The 23,630-nt window shown below is 53.6% G+C and carries 9 protein-coding genes; 4 read left to right on the forward strand and 5 right to left on the reverse strand.

From position 1 onward, the window contains the following. Positions 1–22 precede the first annotated feature (22 nt). The 4 genes from RC85_RS07365 to RC85_RS07380 all read right to left on the reverse strand — a co-directional run bounded on the left by RC85_RS07365 (position 23) and on the right by RC85_RS07380 (position 13,205). Positions 23–8,803 carry an Ig-like domain-containing protein gene (locus RC85_RS07365; protein WP_149752972.1) on the reverse strand — a complete coding sequence of 2,927 codons (8,781 nt, stop codon included), beginning with the start codon at positions 8,801–8,803 and terminating at the stop codon, positions 23–25. Between the two features lie 82 nt (positions 8,804–8,885). Then, positions 8,886–10,040, reverse strand: coding sequence for an outer membrane beta-barrel protein (locus tag RC85_RS07370; RefSeq protein ID WP_160148203.1), 1,155 nt, complete (start codon positions 10,038–10,040; stop codon positions 8,886–8,888). Between the two features lie 629 nt (positions 10,041–10,669). Beyond that, positions 10,670–11,707, reverse strand: coding sequence for an RNA 3'-terminal phosphate cyclase (gene rtcA / locus RC85_RS07375; protein ID WP_068260559.1), 1,038 nt, complete (start codon positions 11,705–11,707; stop codon positions 10,670–10,672). Positions 11,708–11,735: 28 nt separating this feature from the next. Further along, complete coding sequence (locus RC85_RS07380; protein WP_420821403.1) at positions 11,736–13,205, reverse strand: RtcB family protein; 1,470 nt, start codon at positions 13,203–13,205, stop codon at positions 11,736–11,738. Positions 13,206–13,644: 439 nt separating this feature from the next. Here RC85_RS07380 and rtcR point away from each other — a divergent pair, with 439 nt between their 5' ends. Both rtcR and cimA read left to right on the forward strand, forming a co-directional pair. Next, the gene (gene rtcR, locus RC85_RS07385; protein ID WP_068260566.1) at positions 13,645–15,267 is read left to right on the forward strand and encodes an RNA repair transcriptional activator RtcR; all 1,623 of its coding nucleotides are present in this window, start codon (positions 13,645–13,647) and stop codon (positions 15,265–15,267) included. A 280-nt stretch (positions 15,268–15,547) separates the two neighbouring features. Then, positions 15,548–17,140 carry a citramalate synthase gene (cimA, locus tag RC85_RS07390; protein WP_068260568.1) on the forward strand — a complete coding sequence of 531 codons (1,593 nt, stop codon included), beginning with the start codon at positions 15,548–15,550 and terminating at the stop codon, positions 17,138–17,140. Positions 17,141–17,206: 66 nt separating this feature from the next. Here cimA and RC85_RS07395 read toward each other — a convergent pair whose 3' ends face one another. Next, positions 17,207–18,430: a lipase family alpha/beta hydrolase gene (locus RC85_RS07395; protein WP_162273183.1), complete on the reverse strand. Its 1,224-nt coding sequence runs from the start codon at positions 18,428–18,430 to the stop codon at positions 17,207–17,209. A gap of 262 nt (positions 18,431–18,692) precedes the next feature. On the opposite strand from RC85_RS07395, the gene RC85_RS07400 reads away from it, so the two are divergent. Continuing rightward, positions 18,693–21,845: a valine--tRNA ligase gene (locus RC85_RS07400; RefSeq protein ID WP_068260628.1), complete on the forward strand. Its 3,153-nt coding sequence runs from the start codon at positions 18,693–18,695 to the stop codon at positions 21,843–21,845. 706 nt (positions 21,846–22,551) lie between these two features. Continuing rightward, positions 22,552–23,304 (forward strand): ester cyclase, encoded by a 753-nt coding sequence (locus RC85_RS07410; RefSeq protein WP_162273184.1) that lies wholly within the window; start codon positions 22,552–22,554, stop codon positions 23,302–23,304. The last annotated feature ends 326 nt before the right edge of the window (positions 23,305–23,630 follow it).

Here is a 23,630-nt window from a genome sequence, read left to right on the forward strand (position 1 = left end):
TCGGCTCACCAAGAACAAGCAATCACTGACCGGCTCTTTCGACCGATTGGTCATTAGCCAGTAGCAGCACTAGGTCGCCGTCGATGTTTGTTGATAACTCTTCTTTGACGTCCCACAAGTTGTTTTCATCATCGACGGTGGGGCATAATTCTTCATCGCCGCACCAGACTAAATCGGCCAACTTGCCTGAACTAGACTGAGGCATTGAAAGAGAGTCATTGAAATCGGCCTGGGCCGGCATTTTCATGTACTCGTCATCAAGAACACTGGATTCCGATTGCGGCGGGGATTCATGGATCGCCTGGATCTGCGAAGCCGCATCTCGAATCTCGAATGCGATGATGGCGACATCAATCATTCCGCCGACCGATATGCTTCGGATTTGCGCCAAGTGTTTATTGGCGATGCTGCTGGGACCACTCACGATGCCGCTTGGTGTTTGAATCGACGTGAGTTCAATTTCAAACTGTTGGTACATATCCGACAGCGGACCCAAGGTTTGATTTTGGTGAGTAATCGTTTGGACAAGTGTTCGGCTTGAAGGTGAAACTCCAAAAACACTTACTTCGCTAATCCGAGGAAAGGCGGTCCCCGTGCTGTCTGTAAGATAAAGTTCAGGTAGTTCCTCGTCTGTGGAAAACGTTTGACCATGCGTCACGCGACCTACCATGCCCTGACTTGGAAACTGCCGGTAGAATCCGTTGTTACCTAACGAATTGTCGTCTCGCAACGATGAAAACGAGAACGCTGCTTCGTCAGAATTCCCAGAGACTCCGTCGAAGTCGATCTCTACCAGCCACGATTCCTCGAGACCTTCCATGAACGATGCCTCGTCTTCATCGGCTGAAGATTGAATCGTCATGGTCGCCACGAACGATTCAAGAGTTGCTTGAATGGGCTGCCGATTGGGTGCCGTTACCCAAACCTTTGTCGAAGCTTGCAACCGTTGGTCATCAAAAGTCAACTTTAGCGTGGCAGAATACTTCGATGGTTCATCGCCGATCGTTGTTCGCTGAAAATACAATTCTGCTTTATTCAAGGATTCGATTACGGTTAGCTGAACGGGCTGAGTGTCAAAGTTCTCAGGCCTTACTCGATCGCTAACGATGATGTCAAAGTTGTGGACGCCAGCGTGTTGATTGCCCGCATTCCACGACAGCAAACCGCCTGCATCGATCGATACACCTGAAGGTGCTCCACTGAGTGAATAGTAGATGGCGTCTCCATCTGGATCCGTCGCGTTGAGTTGGTATTCAAATGGCAGGAATCCGTTCAACGTTTGCGAAGAAACGGCCTCAAGCACAGGCGGTTCGCTTGGCGGATACTCAACGGTAACATTTACGTCGACACCCTCTGAGTACTGGTAGCCGCGGTTGCCGTATGCGAAAACTCGGATCGTGTGAACGCCAACATCGGTCGCTGAAGGTGTCCAGGTAACAAGACCACTTGAGTCAACTTCAACACCGCTTGGCCTAACTCCGATGGAGTACCTAATAGGATCTTGTTCTTCGTCGGTTGCCAAAATCTGGAAGCTTGAGTTTCTGCCAACCAAAAAGGTAGGATCTGCCATCGGCTGAAGAACTGGCTTTTGATTCGGCACGATGAGTGTCAACGTCATCGTGTCGATGTGAGATTCGCCCTTAAAATCATCAGCGTAAACGGTTGTCGAGTAGGTTCCCAGTTGATCCGAAGTAGGCGTCCATTGAAGTTGGCCGTCCGAGGAGAATGTAAGTCCGTCTGGGGCATTCTCGATGCGGTACGAAATGGCGTCACCCTCTTCGTCGGTTGCCTGGATATTCATCTCCAGTGTTTCTCCAGCGGCAACGACTCGCGTCAAGGATGTCGCGGAAAGCCGGGGGGCTGCATTGCTTCTTGTTCGGAAAGTAAGCTCATCGAACCGAAGGCCAAATCCAATGTGGTCGTCAAACAATGCATCAGATTCAGAACCATTGATGGGTGCAAAACGGGGTGCGACGAAACCATCGACGGGTTTGGGCGCTGTCGCAAAACCAGGTAGTGGTTTCAGCGAGATAAGAAGAGCGTCAAGCCAACTGTTCTCTGGCAGATCGGACACCGAATGTGATCGAAGAGTCGAATTGACAATCTTATCATAAACATCGTCGGAATTCTTTCCTATGACGAGTGCGACGCGGTCGTCGGAGGCAAAGTCAGGATCACTTTCCCAGTCAAACCTGACATCTGCAACGCCAGGCAAAAATGCGTTCTGGCTGGGACTTGTGAAGCGAACGCTTGGCGGTAACGCGATCGCCGCTGAATCGACAGTGAAGGTAAAAAGGCGATCATTCAATAGATCGGGCTGAGGATTCGCTGGATGGAAATCATAGTCCAGGTCAACCAGAACAGTCCAAACCCCATCGATCATGTTACCCAACGTACTGTCACTCAAATCGGGAGCGACGATCGTATGGTCATAGTTTATTTGCATGATCTTGTTGGTCGAATCATCTTTGTCATGATCCACCCACTCAATCGAGCTTTCCGCCAACTGAAATTCACTGTCGCTCGGGGATTTAACGTAGAGTCGTGAATAAACATGCAGGTCGGGGTGTTGAATCCGATGCGTGAACTGAGCTCCTCGAGCCTTGGTCGCATTGCCTGCGTCAGTTTCTAAGATGAAAAGGTTTGTCGCAGATTCCCCAATGTCCTCAAATCGCTCGCTGACGACATCAAAATTTACGAGGGGAGAAGTTGCGAAGGTTGCGCCACCGTCATCAGAGACATCAAACTGAAATTGGTGACTACCAATTTGTTGTGGTGATGGCGTCCAAGCAAATAAACCCGCAGTCGTCAAAGTCGCACCCACCGGTGCTGGACCGCTGAATCGATAAGTCAAGGTGTTGCGGGGGTGATCCGCGTCGGTTGCCTGGAGAAAAAGCTCAAAGGGAAAATTGGCTTCGAGTTCTTGATCGGGAAGGTCAGTCCATTGCGGTGACTCATTGACTTCTTCCACCTGGATCGTGACGGTCTGACGGACCGTTTCGAGCCCATCAGTGACTTGCACATGAATCTGTCGTTCACTGGGACCTTCAGCCTCAGACGGAGCCCAAGAAAACTCTCCATCCGCCGAGATTGCGGCCCGGAAGGGAACCGATCCGACTAGTGAATACGTTAACGATTGCGCTGGCTGGTCGAGATCAGTTGATCGGAATAGCAGATTGAATTCAGAATTCTCTTGAATCGAAAATGCCTCAACGACCTGCATGATAGGTGGTTGATTCACCTCATTAACCTCGATGACAACAGGCGTCGTCGATTCGAGAACTCCATCCGAAACAACAATGTCGAACGTGTACTTTTCCCCGCCATCAGTCTCAGTAGGCGTCCACTGAAGCATCCCGCTACTCGAAAGCGTAAGATCACTCGGGGCGTTGTCGCCCAGAGAAAAGAAGAGTGTTTGCTTCGGCAAATCAGAATCACTTGCGTCGATTTTCAACTGCAATTCTACGCCTTCGTCGACTTGCTGATTGGGGATAGGCTGAATGACTGGCGCGTTGGGCACGTCTTGAACATCGACTTGAAACGACTCTGAAGTGGTGACGGTTCCGTCGCTAATTTGGACAGTAATCTCGAAACTGTCCGGCCCTTGGGCTTCGGTTGGGGTCCAACTGAAATCGCCATCGGGAGTGATGCTCGCGCCAGCGGGCGCATCGTCTCCAAGCGAGAACGTCAAGTTGTTATTCGGTAAGTCAAGGTCGCTGCCGACCAGTGAAAGCGTTAGCGTTTGCCCTTCGTCGACGGTCTGGTCGGCGATCGACATCAAGGTTGGGGCAAGATTGACTTCACCGACGGTGACTTCGATTGTTTGCGTATCAGTCAACACGGAATCCGACACGACAACATCAAACGAATAGGTGTTCGGTCCCTGGCTTTCGCTGGGCGTCCAAGAAAAGAAGCCTTCCGTTGAAATCGATGCTCCTTGCGGCGCATCTCCTGCAAGCTGGAATGTCAAAGGAGTGGCCGGTTGATCCAGGTCGGTTGCTGCTGCTTGAAATGTCAACGTCGCAAGTTCATCGATGGACTGTGGATCAATCAAAGCAAGTATCGGTGCGACATTGACTTCGCCAACTTCAATGGTCACCGACGTTGCGTCCGTGGCGAATCCATCTGAAACGATCACGTCGAAAGAAAAGCTGCCCGGCCCATCCGCTTCATCCGGAGACCAGGTGAAAACTCCTGCAGGGGTCATTGTAGCTGTGGCGGGAGCCGCGTCGCCGAGCGAAAAGCTAAGCGAATTATTGGGAGCGTCAAAGTCGCTCGCTGTTGCAGTGAAACTGAACGCTTCGCCCTCATTGACGATGTAAGTTTCTAGCTGGGCGATCTTTGGAGCTGTGTTTACTTCGCCAACAGTAACGGTCGTCGTTTCAGTCACAGACAACTCGCCATCAGAAACGTTTACTTCAAAAGTAAAAGTGCCAGGACCATCTTCCTCGTTGGGAGTCCAAGCGAACTCACCCAAGTCGTTGATGCTTGCTCCTGCGGGTGCGTTTTCCCCGAGACTGTAACTTAGCAACGGCACAGGTAGGTCTGCATCGGTCGCGTTGACGGTGAACGATAGGGTTTCCAGTTCGTTGACGTCGTGGTCGTCAATGGCTTGGAGCAAGGGGAACTGGTTGACTTCGTCGACATAGATGGTCAACGATTCGATGGCTTCGAGTTCCCCATCGCTGACGAGGATATCAAAGGTGACGGAATCGCCGCCGAACAACTCGTTTGGTGTCCAACTAAAGTGACCGTCTGCCGTGATCGAGGCATCTTCGGGTGCCGATCCGTCCAAGCGAAATGTAAGCGTGTCGGCAGGAAGGTCGGAGTCGGTTGCCGTAGCTGTGAACGTGAGCGTCTGCCCTTCAGCCACGGTTTGATCTTCGATCGAAGCGATCACAGGAGCGTTTGGAACATCGACGACTTCGATCGTGACGGTTTGGGTATCCGATAATTCACCATCGGAAACGACAACATCAAATTCAAACGTTCCCGGACCATCAGCCTCTTGCGGCGTCCAGGTGAATGTTCCGTCGGCCGTAATCAAAGCTCCTGTCGGAACCGTTCCCGCTAGTGAGAACTGAAGCGAGTTACTCGGCAAATCGTCATCAGTGGCTGCGGCGACGAAGGATAAGGTAGAACCCTCGTCGACGGATTGGACACCGATCGCGTCCAGTTGCGGAGCTTGGTTGACTTCGGCGACGTTGATTGTGATTGGCGTGGAAGATGACAGTTGTCCGTCGCTGGCGACCAGATCAAACGTGTAGCTGGCGGGGCCTTGCTCTTCAGTCGGAGTCCACTGAATCGTTCCATTGCTCGCGATCGTCACGCCAGCAGGTACGTTACCGGTTGCTGAATACGTTAACACATTCTCTGGTTCATCGACGTCTGTTGCCGCAACAATGAGCACGAAGTCGGCAAGCTCGTTGATGGTTTGAGTTTCAATCAGCGACCACGTTGGTGCAACATTGACCTCTTCTACCGTCACTGTCACTGTTGTTGCATCAGAGAGAACTCCATCGCTGACGACGACGTTAAAAGTGAATACACCAGGCCCATCTGCTTCGGTGGGAGTCCAAGTGAAGTCACCGTTCGCACTCATAGAGGCGCCCGAAGGCGCATCGCTACCAAGCGAATACTCTAGTGGATTGTCGGGGAGATCTGCGTCAGTCGCGGATGCAGTGAACGCAAGTGTTGCACCTTCGCCAATTGTTTTCGCGGCGATGCTGTCCAGCACTGGGGCAACATTTACTTCTGCAACTGTAATGGTGACGGTTTCGGAGTCAGATTCCGCACCGTCAGAAACGATTACGTCGAATGTGAATATACCGGCCCCGTCAGATTCGGTCGGCGTCCAAGAAAAATTGCCGTCTTGCGTGATCGTGGCATCGGCTGGCGCGTTATCACTCAAAGAGAAAACCAGGTTCGCTTGTGGCAAGTCAGCGTCGGATCCGGTCGCCGAAAAGGTGAGGCTTTCCAGCTCATTGATGCTGTGATCGCCAACGAAATCTAGGACAGGTGCCTGATTGACTTCATCGACTTGGATCGTCAAGGCAGTAGTATTACTGAGGCCACCGTCGCTGACGATGACGTCAAAAGTAAACGCATTGCCGCCGTCGGCTTCACCTGGCGTCCACGAGAAAATACCGTCATCACCAACTGTTGCTCCGGAGGGAGCGTCGGCCCCAAGGCTGAAACTAAGCGTTTGGGCTGGTAAATCTGAATCCGTTGCGTTGACTTGCAGGCTTAGTGTTTGTCCTTCGGCGATGACTTGCGATTCCACGGCCTCGATCACCGGCGCATTGGGAACATCGACAACTACGATGGTGACGGTTTGGGTATCCGATAATTCACCATCGGAAACGATGACGTCAAATTCAAACGTTCCCGGACCATCAGCCTCTTGTGGCGTCCAGGTGAATGTTCCGTCCGGGCTAATGGAGGCTGCGATCGGCGCGTTGTCACCGAGCGAGAAAGCCAGAGTGTTCGCGGGTAGGTCAGCGTCACTTGCGCTAACCGAGAAAGTCAACGTAGATCCCTCATTAATGGTTTGTGGATTTACACTCGCCATCGCCGGGGCGCTGTTGACTTCCGTGACATCAATCGCAACGACGGTAGTTGTGGTCAAGAATCCATCACTGACCGAGATGTCAAACGAGTGGCTTGACGGGCCCTGCGATTCGCTGGGCGTCCACGAGAATAGCCCCTCATCGGTGATCGCTGCGCCCAACGGCGCGTCGTCGCCAAGAGCGAATGTAAGAGCATCGCCATTGGCATCATTGCCATTGACTTGAAATGTCAATGAACTCATTTCAGCGGTGCTGATGGCTGCAATCGCATCGATCGCTGGAGCATCGTTTGTTACCACCACGGTTGCGAACGCTGTCGTTGAGGCTCCATCCACATCGACGATCAAGAATTCGATTGTGTCGTTGCCTACAAAGTCATCGGCGGGTTGGTAGGTAAACGTGTCGTTGGCGTCATCAAATTCGATGCTGCCATTCGTTGCTGTAACGATGGATTGAACTGCCAAACCGTCATCGCCTGGGTCAGTTGCTCCACTAAGCAAGTCAACAACCGAGTAAGTTTGCAATTGATTCTTGGCGCCTGCGAAGGTCGGGTTGCCAGCAATGGGTGCCAAGTTGGTAACGACTAGATCGAATGTGACTTCGCTGGTTCCGCCATCTTCGTCACTCGCTGTGATCGTTACGGCTTCAGACGCGTCGGAACCGCCAGTTTGATCGAAATGCCAAACCCATTGCCCACTATCACTCTGGGTGACCGTACCTGCCGTCGCAGTTAGCGTCACGGTATCCGCCACCACATCGGCAAAAGCTCCTGTCATCAAGGCGGGTTGGCCTTCATCAATCGTGACCGATGCAAAGTCGCTGGTGATGGTGGGGGCAGCATTGACGACAACCAGATCGATCGTTTGGATCGATGATGCTCCGTCGGCGTCCGTCGCGGTCAACGTGACAGTCTGGGACTGGCTCGGACCGTCGGTCGTGTTCAGGGACCATCGCCAGTAGCCTTCGTCGGAAAGCGTGAGACTGCCCACCGATGCGGCCATCGAAACTGCGTCGCCTCCGGGATCGGTTGCAATCACGACCAGTGATGTGGGCAGGCCTTCAATGGCATCAATTCTTGTCGTCGTTGGAGAAAGAAAGTCCAACATAGTCAAGATCTTTGGTGCCACATTGTCGATGCGAATCGTCTTGCTCGCGGCGACATGGCTTCCGTCTTCGTCCACCAGCATGACGCGAATGGTTGCATCGGTCACATCACCGCCGTAGATGTGTGTCTGCGTGGCGGCATCACTGACCGTTTCTTCGGTTCCGTCGCCCCAGTCAATGATTCGCTGAGTGATCGTTTCGTTGCCTGGATCAGTGACGTCGCCAAGATTCAGTTCATAAAGCGTGCCTTCATCTACCGAATCAGCGCCGTTGACTTCGATCGTTGCCGGAACGTCAACAACTTCGACTCGAAAGGTTGTCTGTGCCGTCAGCAAGCCTTCGTCAGTTGCAGTCACCGTCACGTCAAAGACTTCGTCTGGCCCGTCAGTGGTGTTCAGTGTCCATGACCAAGTCCCATCACCGTTATCTGTGATCTGGCCAATGTTCGATGCAATGTTTGCGACCGTTCCATTGTCGATGTCACCAAATATCCCAGCGGTCATGGCGGTCGAACCCTCGTCCGTGACCAAGTCTTCAACCGGATCGACAAAGGGAGCGTCGTTCGATCCGGCGACATTGACTGTTACGGTCCCGAAAGAACGGCCATTATTTCCATCGTCCAGCAGGTATCGAAACGTGTCGGTTTCGACCGTGCCGTCGGCAACGTCGTCGAGCCGTCCGCTTGGGGCGTAGGTCACACTGCCACTGGCCGCGTCAAAGCCCACTAGTCCGCGCGTGCCCTGGGTATCAATCCCAACGATGCGAAGCGTTCCGCTATTGTCGGGATCGCTATCATCTGCCAACAGCAACGCGGTCACGTCGACGACCGCATCATCTTCGCCGATGTCGAAAGAGTCATTGGTCGCGTTGGGGCTCAAGTTGTTGACGCCAGGCGTATTGCTGGTCCCAATCGTGATACCCTGTTGGCCCTGCACAACATTGTTGATGTAGCCTTGGTGAACGCTGCCGCCTGAATCACTGCCGAACAGATCGATGCTGCCGTTGCCGCTCAGGTCGATCTGGACACCATCAACCGCCAATAGTTGACGTGCTTCGAGCGTCTCGATCAGGAACCTGCGTTTTGGAGACTTCTTGCGGGTTGCTGAACGTCGTTTTGAATTGCGAATCATGAAGCTGGCTTCCTGCCAATTGGAGTGGTGCAATCCTTTGCACCGAAGATTGTTTGCTTGAGTCAGAACCGTGGCGACAACGCTAAAATAGCACGATCAAATCCGATGCAAGCGTTAGTTGGCTGTCGTCGCTACGATCGTCAAAGGGCTTGACGCCTGAGACACCGCCGGGAACAGCAGGATTACTTTCCACGTCAGAAGTATCCCAGCGAATTTCGTTTCGGAAAAGCACGTTTGAGTGAGGCTTCCAGTTTACGCCCGCGGTCAGAGCGAAGTAATCGCTACCGTTGAATGCGGGACCGCTGCCAGCATATTCGATCGGCACCCCGACGCGACTGTTCCCGTCATCTCGAAACCATTCGACTCGCAAGCCAGACGAGATCTTTTCATTCCACTGATAAACCAAGTACTGATTGACACCCCACCAGGACGCATCGCCGAAACCGACTGTGTTGTTCACACTGTCTAATGTCACGACCGCGCCATCCTGGAATCCATAGTCGCCTTGCAAGACGTAATACAACGAAGAACGCAGGTAGTGCTTTAGCACCAAGCTGGCCCAGACCCGCGTGTCTTCCATCGCGCCATCGGGTGTTGTAATCCCGGTGAAGTCTCTTCCAGCGTGGCCGGTAAGCGCCAGCGTCGTCTTGCCTTCGCGAAACGATTTCAAAATCCCCAGTCGCGTGCCCCACTCGTCAAGGTTGCTGTAGAACGAATCCCAACCGGTGGTCCCGGCTGCTGCAATCGAAAGCGTGGGCGATAACTTTGCAAACCACATCCCGCCGCTCAGCGTGAACGGTTGTCCGTAAGCATAGGTGTAAGCGTGAGAATAGAAAAAGTTGTCGGGTGCTGCGAAAGTCTCGTAGCCACCGAGTGCGTAAAAATGGCCGAAACGAAACGTGCTTCCGTAAGGTCCAATGGGCGCCGCGATGTCGATGTAGGCCTGCGGCAAGGCAAGCCCGTAGTCGTCGTCCGCTTGGTTCCATCGTGGCGTGCGATCACCGCGTTCCTCTAACCCCGGAACGGTTACAAAACGACTGTCGGTGCCATAATTCAGGTCGACACGTGCCCCCCAATCCCATTTCCGTCGATCCGCTTGGACTTGTTTGCCAAAGTAAACGTAGAATTGATTGAGTTGGTAGTCGTTGGACCGATCGTTGAACAGCACCGGGGCATTGAGTCGGTTGTTCGGATCGGCTGGGTTGAGGGTGACGCCTTGCTGCAACCATCCACCCATCTGCCAAGGTCTCCGATTGAAGCCCCATCTTTTCTCGCACTGATTGCAAGTGACATTGTGCAATGGCTGAAATTCGCTTTCGCAAAGGTAGCAAGCACTTGTGCCGCAAGAAGTGCAACCATCAACACCGGAATCACGGCAGGCGTCGCATCGACCTGAATCAGTGCTTAAATCGTCGCATCCATTCTCAAATGAAGCTGTTGAATTAAATGACGCAGGCTCAATTTTGCTTTTAGTTTCACTGGGCTTGCTTTTAGTTTCACTGGGAAACTCAGATTCATCAGACAAACCAGGTCCCACATCAAACCTGATGGGGTCGGACACAGGCAGGAATTCCTCCGCGTTGAGCGGCTGAAAGCAAACAGATACGAGAAAAAGGGACAAGGCAAGGAAGCGAGATTCAACAGGCTTTCTCTTGGTAAACCAGTAACCAATAACATGCATACAATTGTTCATCTTGGCGGCAAGGACTCAGGTAGCTCCAGGAACTACGAAATCCGCCAATTTTATGTCAAGTTCCGATTTGCAACAAAACGACAAACCATCGCTAACTCGCTTGTCGCCGTCATCTAGACTCACGCCGTATGGCTATCTCGCCTCCATCAAGGCGCAGATGCTTTGGCTTACGTTCATTTTGTCGCCGAGATACGGACATGGACCGATCCGTCGTCTCGATCCTTGGTCACGATGCTGATGTCAAGAAAGCGTTTAAGCACGTTGATGTGAGTTTGGCTGTGCTGAGATAACGGAACCGTTCGGAATTCACTCGGTTCGCCTTGCGATGCGGCAATTCCCATCGGCAGCAAAAGTTGGTCTGCCAAATACTCGCCGACGGGAACGTTGGCGGCCAAGTAGGTGCGTGCTTGCCGCAGTGTTGATCGAGCAACTTGTTCAGCCTTTACGCCGACTTTGCCGAAGCCCACCATCAGCTCCGTGACGTTGTCGAAACCGCATTCGATCATGACGACGTTGCCCGGACCGCCCGATCGCTGCGCTTCGATGATGTGACAGGCATCCGTCGGCCAATCCGCCTTACGACGAATGACATCGCACTCTCGTTGGCCAATTGATGTTGGAACCTTAGCAACAACCGCGATCACCTTGGGCTGAAGTTCTCCTTCTCGATTTAGCAATTGCAAGCCAGTCAGTTGAGGTGTTGGAGTCACTTTCAATTCGATCTCGCCACCGCCAGCCGGATAGAATCCATACGCATCAAGCAAAGCGGTCACGCTCGCATTCATCTTGACCAGTTGCGACAGATAACAACGATCGAAGAAGTCGAACGGAGGTGCCCAAGCGGCATGCGTGCCACCTTGAATCCGAACGGTGGATGATTCGCGGGCCATCATCAGCGCAGGCAAAACAGTTTGTGCGACCAAGATCGCGCTGCCAGCCGTCCCGACCTGGAACGAAAAATCACCGCCACGGATCGCCGAGGGCGCAAAGGTCAGCTCTTGCGAACCGAGGTCGCCCCCAACGACGTGTCCGTCACAGATTTCTGAAATCGCACGCACACCGGTCAAGTGCTGCCGCAGCAGTCCTGGTTTTTTGCGGCCAGCTCGGATGTTGGTAATCCGCACGGACGTTTCGGTCACCGCCGCCAAAGCGAGGGACGAGCGAACGATTTGTCCGCCGCCCTCGCCTTCGCTCCCATCGATTTCAATCATCCGTTTATTCATCCGTTTAGTCACTTGCTCAATCGTCCGCCTTGCTGGCGTCCTTGATTACGAAACGTGCTTTCAACCGAGCCACCTCGCTCGCCAAACCAGCCGATTTGACGCTGCGAAGGACTTCATTGAAATCCTTGTACGCCGCCGGCGCTTCGTCGATGGGGTACTTTCGGCAATTGCTTAGCACATCATTCGATTCAAATTCGCTGTCGACCGTAGTTTGATCAAGCACACGCTTCGCGTGCCGACGCCCAAGTACCCGCCCAGCACCGTGATTGACGCTGTAGCACGAAGCCGCTGCACCTTCGTCGGCCACCATCACCGCCGATCCATCACAAGGATTCCCCGGCAACAAAATCGGGTGACCCGATTTTGCGAACGGCGTTTCTCGCAACGAATGATGACCGCCTGGGATCGCCCGCGTCGCACCCTTTCGGTGGACCCACGCAGGACGATCGTCGACGATTTCTTTTCGAGCAATGTTGTGGCTGATGAAGTACACGAGGTTTCCTTTCACGCCCGGGAAGACTTCCTGGAACGCTTCCAACACGAGAGCATTGATGAGCAAATGGTTCACGGTTGCGAAATTCGCTCCCAGTGACATGTCATCGATGTAGTCGTTTGCTTCGCCGGATCCAAGCGGTGCATAGACCAATTGCCGATCCCCGGCGGGCAACGGAATTCCCCACTGATCGAACTTGGTTTGCAACGACTTGAACTGTCCCGATGCCAGGATGTGACCAAAGCCACGCGATCCGCAATGCGACAAAAACGCAACCTTGCCGTCATGCAGCCCAAACGTTTCGGCCACCTCGCGAGCACGATCGTTGTCACCGACTTCGACCACTTCACATTCGCCAAAATGGTTTCCACCACCGTACGAACCGAGTTGTTGCATCTTGTCAGTGAAGTTGGTCATGTCGCGGCGATGCAGCAACGTTTCCAATCGCGATTCCAAAGCATCCGCAGTTTCATCGTGTCCAACATGAAACGAGTCCTCACATCGGTGAGCCCAATTTGTTGGGATGCCCAGTGCTTTGCAGACATCGTCGCTAGCTCCTTCGACAACCAACTGTTTTCCCAACGTTCGATTAACGTGTCGTGACTTGACAGCACTGCGTTGCCCCTTGCCTGCACCGGTTGGAGTGCGTTGACAGATGGCCGAAATCAATTGGCGGCGAACCTTGCGGTCCTCGATCGCTTCAGCGGGCAAGTCCAGTTGCAACAAGCTCATTGAGCACTTGATGTCCACGCCAACGGGGCCTGGGTAAATGTGTGTGGGCGAAACCATCACGCATCCGACCGGTGCTCCGTATCCGCAGTGAGCATCAGGGTTCAAAACCAAATCGGTGACGCCAGGAGCAAGCCGCGAATTGACGGCTTGCTGCAGACACAGATCATCAAACGTTTCCCGAATCGATTCCGTTCCAAACACCTTGATCGGAGGCGTGGTTTCGGTGGGCAGCAAAGCAGTGGCCTCGCCGGTCGCAATCATTCCGGGCCCCGTGTAAGCATGTCGCTCGCCGGAAGAACGGTTCTTGGTTTTGGGATCGGGCTTGATTTGAGTAGACATCGCAATCCTCTTTCAAAGGTGTTGAACAAGCTTTTCAGTTCGCTGCCATCGTTGCGGCAAACCGGCTTGTTGATGCAAAGCAGTAAGGCACGATGCGTGCCAAGACTAGGGCGAAAGCCGCTAAACCCTTTGCTGAAAACGCCTTAGAAGAAAACTACTGAATTTGCGAGTCACTTCTGACGCCGCCAAGTATATTTATTGTTATACATCTTTATCCCGCAGGATATGCCTTGTTGTAGGCCGTAGCGAGTGAAGCGTGTTACGGCATGCTCGCTTGTGCGCTGCCGTAACTCGTTTCACTCGCTACGGCCTACTTTGGGACCTTCACGGGTCTGACTGTATCCACCTAACTCTTGTCGCCATGAAGAAACCAAACGTTGTCATCGGATTGCTCGGCAGCCAGCTCGACCAACCCGCTCGCAAGTCGCCGGACCGCTGGTCGGGATGGCGTCCATCAGTCGCGATCTGCCAACAAGACGACCTCGTTGTTGACCGTTTTGACCTGCTAGTCGATCGCAGGTACGGCAAGTTGGCGGCGCAAGTCATCGCCGACATCGAGACCGTTTCACCCGAGACAACGGTCCATCGTCATGAGCTCTCGTTTAACGACCCATGGGATCTTGAAGAAGTCTATTCAGCGATCCACCAATTCAGTCGCGACTACGAATTCGATACAGACCAGAACGACTATCACGTCCACATCACCACGGGTTCGCACGTCGCGCAGATTTGCCTGTTCCTGCTGACCGAGTCGCGGCATCTTCCCGCGACGTTGATCCAGACTTCACCGCCGAAGGGCCGCGGGCGATCACGAAAACTGGAAGCCGAGAGTGTGCAGGGCAGCTACCAACTGATCGACCTGGACCTGTCTCGCTACGACGCCCTGGCAAAACGATTCGGCGAAGAGCACGACGAAGCCACATCGATCTTGAAACGAGGCATTGCCACGAAGGATGCTGCGTTCAATCGATTGATCGATCGGATTGAAAAGGTAACCCTAGCGACAACGGCTCCTATATTGATGACTGGACCAACCGGGGCCGGGAAGACTCAGCTTGCAAAACGAATCTATGAACTCAAACACAACCGACGACAAATCGCGGGCCCGTTGGTCGAAGTCAACTGCGCAACGATTCGCGGCGAGCAAGCCATGTCGGCATTGTTCGGCCATATCAAAGGTGCATTCACGGGTGCGGCAAATGCTCGCGAGGGCCTATTGAAAACAGCCGATGGTGGCATGCTGTTTCTGGACGAAGTCGGCGAACTCGGGCTCGATGAACAAGCCATGCTCCTGCGCGCGATCGAAGAGAAAACGTTTTTGTCGGTTGGCTCGGACAAGCCGATGCAGAGTGACTTTCAACTGATGGCCGGAACCAATCGCGATCTCAATTCCAGTGTTGCCGAGGGCGCGTTTCGCGAAGACCTGTTAGCGAGAATCAACCTGTGGACGTTCCAGCTTCCCGGGTTGGCGGATCGGCGGGCCGACATTGATCCCAATTTAGATTTCGAGCTTGCCCAGTTCACCAAGTCGAGCGGCCACAAAATTACGATCGGCAAAGAAGCCCGCAAGGCGTTCCTAGATTTCGCCACCGATCCAGCCACACCTTGGAAGGCGAATTTTCGCGACCTCAGTGCCGCGGTGACGCGGATGTCGACGCTTGCCGAAGGCGGTCGAATTACTACCGAACTGGTCCGAGAGGAAATTGCACGACTGCAACAAACCTGGGGGCAGTCCACCAATTCGACTGGGCTTGAAGATTCCTTGACGGAGTTGCTGGGCAAGCAACGAGCCGAACAGATCGACCCGTTCGACCGCGTGCAATTGGCTGAGGTGATTCGGGTGTGCCGCGACAGCAAGTCCCTTTCCGCTGCCGGGCGATTCTTGTTCAGGGTATCGCGGGAAAACAAAGCCCGCCCCAACGACGCCGACCGGCTTCGCAAGTATTTAGCGAGGTTCGACTTGCACTGGAATGACCTTGGTTGACAAGCCGTTGAATCAACCTATCCTTTTCGCCTATGCACCCGCCCGTCCAACCATCGATTATCGACCGCGTTATTGCCATTGCCCGGCCATGACGCGGGGATCTTGATCTTGGGACCGGTGGATCGAAAGCCCTGCTTTCTCTTCCGCGACGGTGAAAACCCAATCATTGACCCCCGAGGCTGCTGAGCCGATCGGGGGTTTTTTCGTATAACATCGCTGCAATCCGTCTAACGACACCATTCATCGTCTTTTGACACCAATCAACCTGCCAAACAAATTTATGTCCGCGAAAAATATCCGAATCTACGACACGACCCTTCGCGATGGTTCGCAGGGCGAGGGCGTGAGTTTTTCACTTCAAGACAAGCTGAACATCGCGCGACGTTTGGCCGAAATCGGAATCGATTACGTCGAAGGCGGATACCCGCTTTCGAACGAGAAAGATGTTGCCTTCTTTGAACAGATTCGCAAGGACGATCTGGGCGACACAAAGATCTGTGCGTTCGGAATGACCCGGCGGCGAAGCATGAAAGCCGCCGATGATCCGGGCATGAAAGCACTGGTTGCAGCGCAAACACCCTGCATCACTTTGGTCGGCAAGACTTGGGACTACCATGCCACCGATGTTTTGAATGTGACGCTGGATGAAAACCTTGCCATGATCGGTGAGAGCGCCGAATTCTTGGCCGGTCACTCGGAAGTCATCTACGATGCCGAACACTTCTTTGACGGTTTCAAAGCCAACCCGGACTACGCGATCGAGACGCTGAAATCGGCTGCGTCGGCGGGCGCAACATGTTTGGTGATGTGCGACACCAACGGCGGAACCCTGCCCGAGGAAGTCGCAGCGATCACGGCAACAGCAATCGAAAAACTTGCTGACTACAATATCCAATTTGGAATCCATACTCACAACGACGGCGAATTAGCAGTTGCAAATTCCCTAGCCTCGGTCGACGCGGGTGCCTGCCAAGTCCAGGGAACGATCAACGGGATCGGTGAACGTTGCGGTAACGCCGACCTGATTTCGGTGATGGCAAACTTGGCGCTGAAAAAGAAAGACTACAGCGTTCTGGGTGGCCGTCCGCTGACGCACCTGACCGAGCTTAGTCGTTACGTCTACGAAACGGCGAACTTGCAATGGCGTGGCGGGCAACCGTTTGTCGGGCAAAGTGCTTTTGCTCACAAAGGCGGCATGCATGTTCACGCGATCAACAAAGCCGCCAGCACCTACGAACACATCGATCCGGCGATGGTGGGCAATGAGCGACGTATCCTGGTCAGCGAATTGTCGGGCCGCAGCAACATCGTGGCGATCGCCAAGCAGCACAATATCGAAGATGATCGCGGCCTGATGGATAAGATTTTGGCCGAAGTCGTACGGCTAGAAAACCAAGGCTATCAGTACGAAAACGCAGGTGCTTCGTTTGACCTATTGGTTCGCAGGATCACCGAAACGTTCATGCCGCATTTTAATCCGATCAAGTATAGGATCGTGGCGGGTGACCGGGAAAGCGGCAGCGGAAACGTGTTCGCCGAAGCAATCATCAAATTGGAAGTCGGCGAAAAGTTGTGGTTCGATGCCGCTGAAGGTCACGGCCCCGTCAATGCGCTGGATGCCGCACTTCGCAAGGCACTGATCGACAGCTATCCCTGCCTTAGTGAAATGCGGCTGATCGATTACAAAGTCCGAGTGGTCGATTCCAGCGCAGGCACGGCCGCATCGATTCGCGTCAACATCGAAAGCAGCGACGCCAGCGAAACATGGGGCACGATCGGTGTCAGCGAAAACATCATCGAAGCCAGTTGGCAAGCGCTGGTCGATGCAGTCGAGTACAAACTGCACAAAGAAGAGATGCCGCTGGGCGGATGAGGTTGCGATGGAAAGGGACGCAACCGTATTGCCGGAACTGCGCCGCTGTCGCGTCTTGTTACCGGCCTACTTTAGGCGTTGCAAGATGATGCTTAATACAGAAGACCCAGGATCATCGCCATCTCGATTGATCATTTCAAAGTGCGATACCGAAACTTCAACTTGGTCTTCCACGTCCGGTATTCTCGCACTTTCGACCGACACGATTCCGTCGCCTTTGCCGGCGGTCAGCTCGTCAAAGCTTTCCAACAAAGGCTTGATCCGAGGGCGGATTAAACGCAGCATGGTGCCTCGCTGATCCATCGATTTCAACGTTTGACGAAGCGCGCTGACTTGCGATTCGCCAACTGGGCTGGCCGTTCCTATGATCGCGGTATAGCGAACATCGTCACGGCGGTCTCGCGAGTTAAGCGTTTGCAGAAACGGGGAGCCCGGAATTAAATCTTGAATCCCGAGCGATGAAGGTCGATGCAAAACGACATCCATCAAGTCATCCGCATCCATGCCATCGGGCGTGAACATGTCAGCTAGCGGTGGCAAGCTGGCCCAATTCGACCCCTGATGCGGCGTTCCAATCGTGATCAATTGCTTGATGCATTTTGGATCAAGCGAAGCTAAATTCTTTGCGGAAGATTCAGTCATCTGCCGTGCCACCAAGCCTCCCATCGAATGCCCGATCAGGGACAGGTCCGGTCGTCTAGCATCGGTTCCAAATGCTGAATTCAGCGACGCCATCGCTTGGCGTGCAGATTCAGCGATCGATTGTCGATAGTCATAACCGACCGAAGCGGTCGCCGATCCGTGTTCACGGACTGCCAAACGCATTACATCAAATGCCTTTGGACTGCTGTTCATTCCGTGAAAGAAAACAACCAGCGGCTTGTCGGCGGTTCGATCAACCCAATCAGAATCCAAGTCAACTGCCGTCGATGACTTGGCAATTGAATTCGCAATTGAATTTGCAATTGAATTTGCTGGGGAAGCCACTTTTCCGGTAAAGAAACTCCTTTGACATTTCAGCTTCAATGCCTGACCGCCCGAATCGTCTTTCCCGATCGAAAACGAGACCGCATCACTCGAAGCCATGTTGATCGCAAACAGAGTCAAAATTACGGAGGGCGAATTCAGGTCCAGGCTGCCATGGGGTAACATTCCACGCAAGGAATCAGGGTCAAGCTTTAGCTGCTGGCCGACTTCGGTGGCGACATCGGCCCACAGAAGTTGCCCGGCGTTGGAGGAAATCGAAATTTCGATCAGGGATTCTGGACCCGAAAACGTCGGTTTTGGCATGTGATCGTCTTGACCCTGAGCAGAAGCGGAATGTGAGAAAAACTGCAAGGCTGATTGGCACGAAAACAGCATGATTGCCAGCGAAACCACTCGCAAAGGCTGGCGAAAACGGGGATTCATGGGATTTGACACCGAACAAGGTCGCGATTGGGTAGCTCTGATAGGTCGTGTCGAACAATAACCCGCTTGTCGCTAAGATCTGTGCGGATTGACGATCAATTTAGCAAAGAATCTCGCCTTCGAATTACCGAAATCGCCTGCAATGCCAACCACCAACGCTTCAAATTCTCAACCGTCTTCTGATCCTCAACCGATCGACGCCAACGAAATCCCCAACCGCTTTGATCACGCCGAAGCAGCGTCGCAGATTGCTGCGGCCTGGGATGCGGCCGGTTGCAGCCACGCGGAAGTCAATCCTGATAAGCCTCCGTTTTGCGTCGTTATTCCGCCGCCCAACGTTACCGGCGCGTTGCACCTCGGTCATGGCTTGAACAACACGCTGCAAGACATTGTGATTCGTACTAAACGGATGCAAGGTTTTGAAACGCTTTGGATGCCGGGGACAGATCACGCAGGGATCGCGACGCAGGCAGTCGTGGAACGGCGTTTGAAAGAAGACGAAAACCTATCGCGTCATGATCTTGGCCGGGATGAATTGGTTAAGCGGATTTGGGAGTGGAAAGCTCAATACGAAACACGCATCATCGGCCAGTTGAAGCGGATGGGTTGCAGTTGTGATTGGCAGCGGCTTCGATTCACGCTGGACGATACTTGCGCCGCCGCGGTTCGAGCGACCTTCTTTGATCTGTTCGGTCAGCGAATGATCTATCGCGGCAAGCGGTTGGTGAATTGGGACACGTTCCTGCAGACTGCCGTTAGCAACGACGAAGTCGAAAATGTGACTCAGAAAGGTCACTTCTGGCACTTCAGTTATCCCGTGATCGACGCCAAGCCCGGTGAACCGACCTCGGTTGAAATCGCGACCACTCGGCCAGAAACCATGTTGGGCGACACGGCGGTTGCCGTTCATCCGAATCCTGAAAAAGCATTCGATAAAGTTGAATCCGAACTGCGAGCGAAACTTGCGGACGCCAGCGACAAAGAAAAAGCCGACGTTGAAAAACAACTGGAACAACTCGCCGAGCGACGCACCAAGATGCTGCCGGGATTGATCACGCTGCGCGACATGGCCGCCGATGGCCGCATGTTGAAGCTGCCGCTGACCGACCGCGAAATCCCGTTGATCGCGGACGAATGGGCGAAGCCGGAACTCGGTTCGGGCTGCGTCAAGATAACGCCGGCGCACGACCCCAATGATTACGAAGTCGGTTTGCGACAAGACTTACCGATGATCAACATTCTTAATACCGACGGTACGCTCAACGAAGAAGGCGGCAAGTACGCTGGCTTGAATATGAAGCAAGCTCGCAAGGCCGTCGTGGCCGATTTGGATGAACTGGATTTGTTGGGCGAAGTCGAGGATCGCGAAATCGAATTGCCGCACAGTGATCGCAGCAAAACGCCGATCGAACCTTTTTTGGCCGATCAGTGGTTCGTCAAAATGGACACGCTGGCCCAGTCCGCGATGGACGCCGTCAGCGATGAACGCGTGAAAATTTTTCCCGAGCGTTATCGTAAAGGTTACCTGGATTGGTTGGGTGAAAAACGCGACTGGCCCGTCAGCCGCCAATTGTGGTGGGGGCATCGCATTCCGATCTGGTCGGTGACGGGGATCGATGCGAAAGCGGCGAAGGATCTGGTTGCCAAGCTGCAAAAGTTGCCTGCCGCGACAACTGGCGAACTGAAAGAGCAGACCGAAACGCTGGACGATGGAACGATGGGTGTTTTTGTTTGCCTGCGAGGCGAAGACGCAGCCGCTCAAGCCGAAATCGAGTCACTCGGACTCGTTCAAGATCCCGATGTTCTGGACACGTGGTTCTCGTCGGCGCTTTGGCCGCACAGCACGCTGGGCTGGCCCGAGAAAACGCCTGAACTGGACTACTTTTATCCGACCGCAACGCTGATCACGTCTCGCGATATCATCACGTTGTGGGTCGCTCGCATGGTGTTGATGGGGCTGAACAATGTCGGCAAGATTCCGTTCGACCAAGTGTTCATCCACCCCAAGATTTTGGATGGGCTTGGCGAAACGATGTCCAAGTCCAAGGGCAACGGAGTCGATCCGAATGACGTGATCGACAAATTCGGTCCCGATGCGCTGCGTTACGGATTGGCCCGGATCGCGACCGACACGCAAGACGTTCGGATGCCGGTTCAATACGAATGCCCGCACTGCGGGAAGCTGATCGATCAAACGAAAAAGAATCGTTCGGCGAAAACTGTCGATTGCAAGTTCTGCAAAAAGACTTTTTCGACGCAGTGGGCCGAAAGCGAATCTGACAAAGCTCATTCGCGAGCACCCGTCGTGAGTGAACGTTTTGAGACGGCGCGTAACTTTGTCAACAAGCTTTGGAATGCGTCTCGGTTCACGTTGATGAACATGGAAGGTTACGAAGCCAAACCGCTAGAGGTCGCATCGCTGCCGCTGGAAGATCGTTGGTTGCTCAGCCGATTGGCGACGGTGACCGATCAGGTCACCAAGGGCATCGAAACCTATAAGTTCGCGGAAGCTTCGCGAATTCTCTATGACTTTGCCTGGGATGAATTCTGCAGCTTTTACGTCGAGATCGCCAAACCGCGTTCGGCGGACGAAGCAACACGCGCGACGACTCAAGTCGTCATGGCGCACGGTTTGGACACGCTGTTGCGGCTTTTGCATCCGATGATGCCTTTTGTCACCGAATCGATTTGGAGTTACGTGGGTAAGGCTGCACCGGTACGAGGCGTGCCGGTACCAGCGGAGTCTTCGTCGATGTTGATGACGGCCGCTTGGCCCCAAGCCGATGCCAGTCATCATGACCCGGCGATCGAGCGACAGTTTGCAGAGTTTCAAGAAGTTGTCGGTGCGATTCGTTCGATCCGAGCGAGCCAAAATATCGCGCCGCGTGAAATCGTGCCCGTGGCGATTCGCACCAGCGAGTCTTCGCAAGAACTGCTTTCACCCATGAAGACTTCGCTAGAAAGCTTGGCAAACTGCGAAGTGATCACGCTGGGCCCGGATGCAGTCGCATTTGAAACCGACGCACCATTGTCGCTTTCATCGATCGACATTGACGTTCATGTGGACCTGGAAAAGTTCATCGACGTCGAAGCTGAATTGGCCAGGCTTGAAAAGCTGAAGGATCAAGTGATCAAACAAATCACTGGCAAGGAATCCAAGCTGAACAACGAAAACTTTGTCGCTCGGGCACCCGAAGAAGTCGTCGCCAAAGAGCGAGAGAGCTTAGCCGAGTTGAAACAGCAACTCGCCAGCGTCAAGGGCGACATCGAACGACTGCAAGCCAAGTCAGGCTGATGATGCTGTAAGTAAATGACCCACGGATGGCTTTCGCAGACCCACGGATTTTGCGCGGACGATTGTCGGTCACAAAATCCGTGGGTCTGCGAAAGCCATCCGTGGGGCTCTCCAATTCCGCCCCAACAGGTCAGGTCAACCGACTGACGGCCTGAACGCCATCAAAGGGCCGGAAAAAGGTGCCGACACCTTAGATCCGACCCATTGAAGAGAATGGGGCCGGAGCTTTTTGTACAAACTGCAGAGTGTCCGGCTTGCCCATCCAGCGACCTGGGCTCTTGTCGTCGTTTGTGGCCACTACCTGAGACCGGAAAACCGAGCCTGACTTCACGAGCGATTCCCAAAGTGCCGCTTCCGTTCCTGTCGGCTGGAAGAATGCCTGCTAGGGTTCAATTCTAGCTTCAGATGGATGCCCGAAGCCGGATCGGATCACGCAAGTGGCTCTCCAGCGGCGACCGTACGTTTGGAGCTTGTTACTGCCTTCGGTCTTATCAAACACCTTTTTTGACCGGCTCGTCGCAAATCCACCACTGGCCGGGACCGTCGCCAATTTGCCACCACCCAACATGATTTGAAAGCTAGTCGAAAAGCAGGCAAAAATCGGAGGAGGCTGCTTCAGCGGGTTTCAACCGACGCTAAACTAACCGTCAAGGAAAGGATCTTTTCGGCGATGGTCACCCGTGACCGGCCCATTGATCTTTTAAATGTGACGTATCAGGTAGATCGCCAGGCAGTTGGCAAGTATTGGTTCGGCAATATGCCAAAGTCTTTTAATCATTCGCTTTTAGTCGATCATCAGAAAATTCGTTTGCTCCGCCAATCGCTTGGCTGGACTCAAGAGTATGCCTCCGTTCGCGCGGGATATTCGACTCGGCTGATTCGCAAACTGGAATGCGGTGGAAAAGTCCGACCGGAGACTTTGGTGAATGTGTTGCAGTGCTACCAGCAGGAGATCGGCAACGACGATTGGACTGTCAGTGAATTTCTGCTGCAGGATGAGGCGTCTGGCGAGAAAGATTCGCATTCAAGCGAGTTGGATCAACAGCGACAAATCCTGCGAATGCAGCAGTGGTACGCTACCATTTACAACGACCGGGAAATTCACCGAGTCGCAGAATTCATTGCTCCCGAGATGACCTACCAACACGGGGAAGGTGACGTTCATGTCGGCATCGATTTCATTCGCGAAATCGCTTCAGCGGTTTTAACCGGCTTTAACCCGCTGACGTTTGAGTTTCCGCACAGTTTTTATAGCGACGGTTACGTCCACACCTTCTGGAAATTAAGAATGAAGCATGTGGGCGAGTTCAGCGGAGTGGAAGCGACCGGAAAATGGGTAACGTGCCGCGGGAATTCGCGAGTAAGAATCGTCGACGACAAGATGGTCGACGCGGAGGACAACTGGGACGTGTACGACGTCATTCGGCAGCTTCAAGGCGAATCGCCGAAGTGGTACTAGTAGTCCATGTCAGCTCAATCTTCGGTTAGGAGGTAGCGGAAGTCGCGTAGACTTTCGGCGTCCCCCTCGTAGCCGAAACTCTTGGCGAGTTCCGCTACCCGAAAATTGAGGTGACGCGGAATACTAGTGTTCTGGGACAGCTTCGTTCTAGGGTAGTGGATCTTTGCAAGTCGGATTCATTGGCTAATGAACCGAACGTGAACGGCGGCGAGAACTGCAAGATTCACTGGTCAAACAAAATCGGGCAGCCAGTGGTCATTCGTGCATTGTCGTGGCCCAAACGGATCAAGATTTCTGGCGAGCGACGCTGCTCTTGAAACTTTTCA

The sequence above is a fragment of the Rubripirellula obstinata genome (genome assembly GCF_001642955.1).
GTDB lineage: Bacteria > Planctomycetota > Planctomycetia > Pirellulales > Pirellulaceae > Rubripirellula > Rubripirellula obstinata.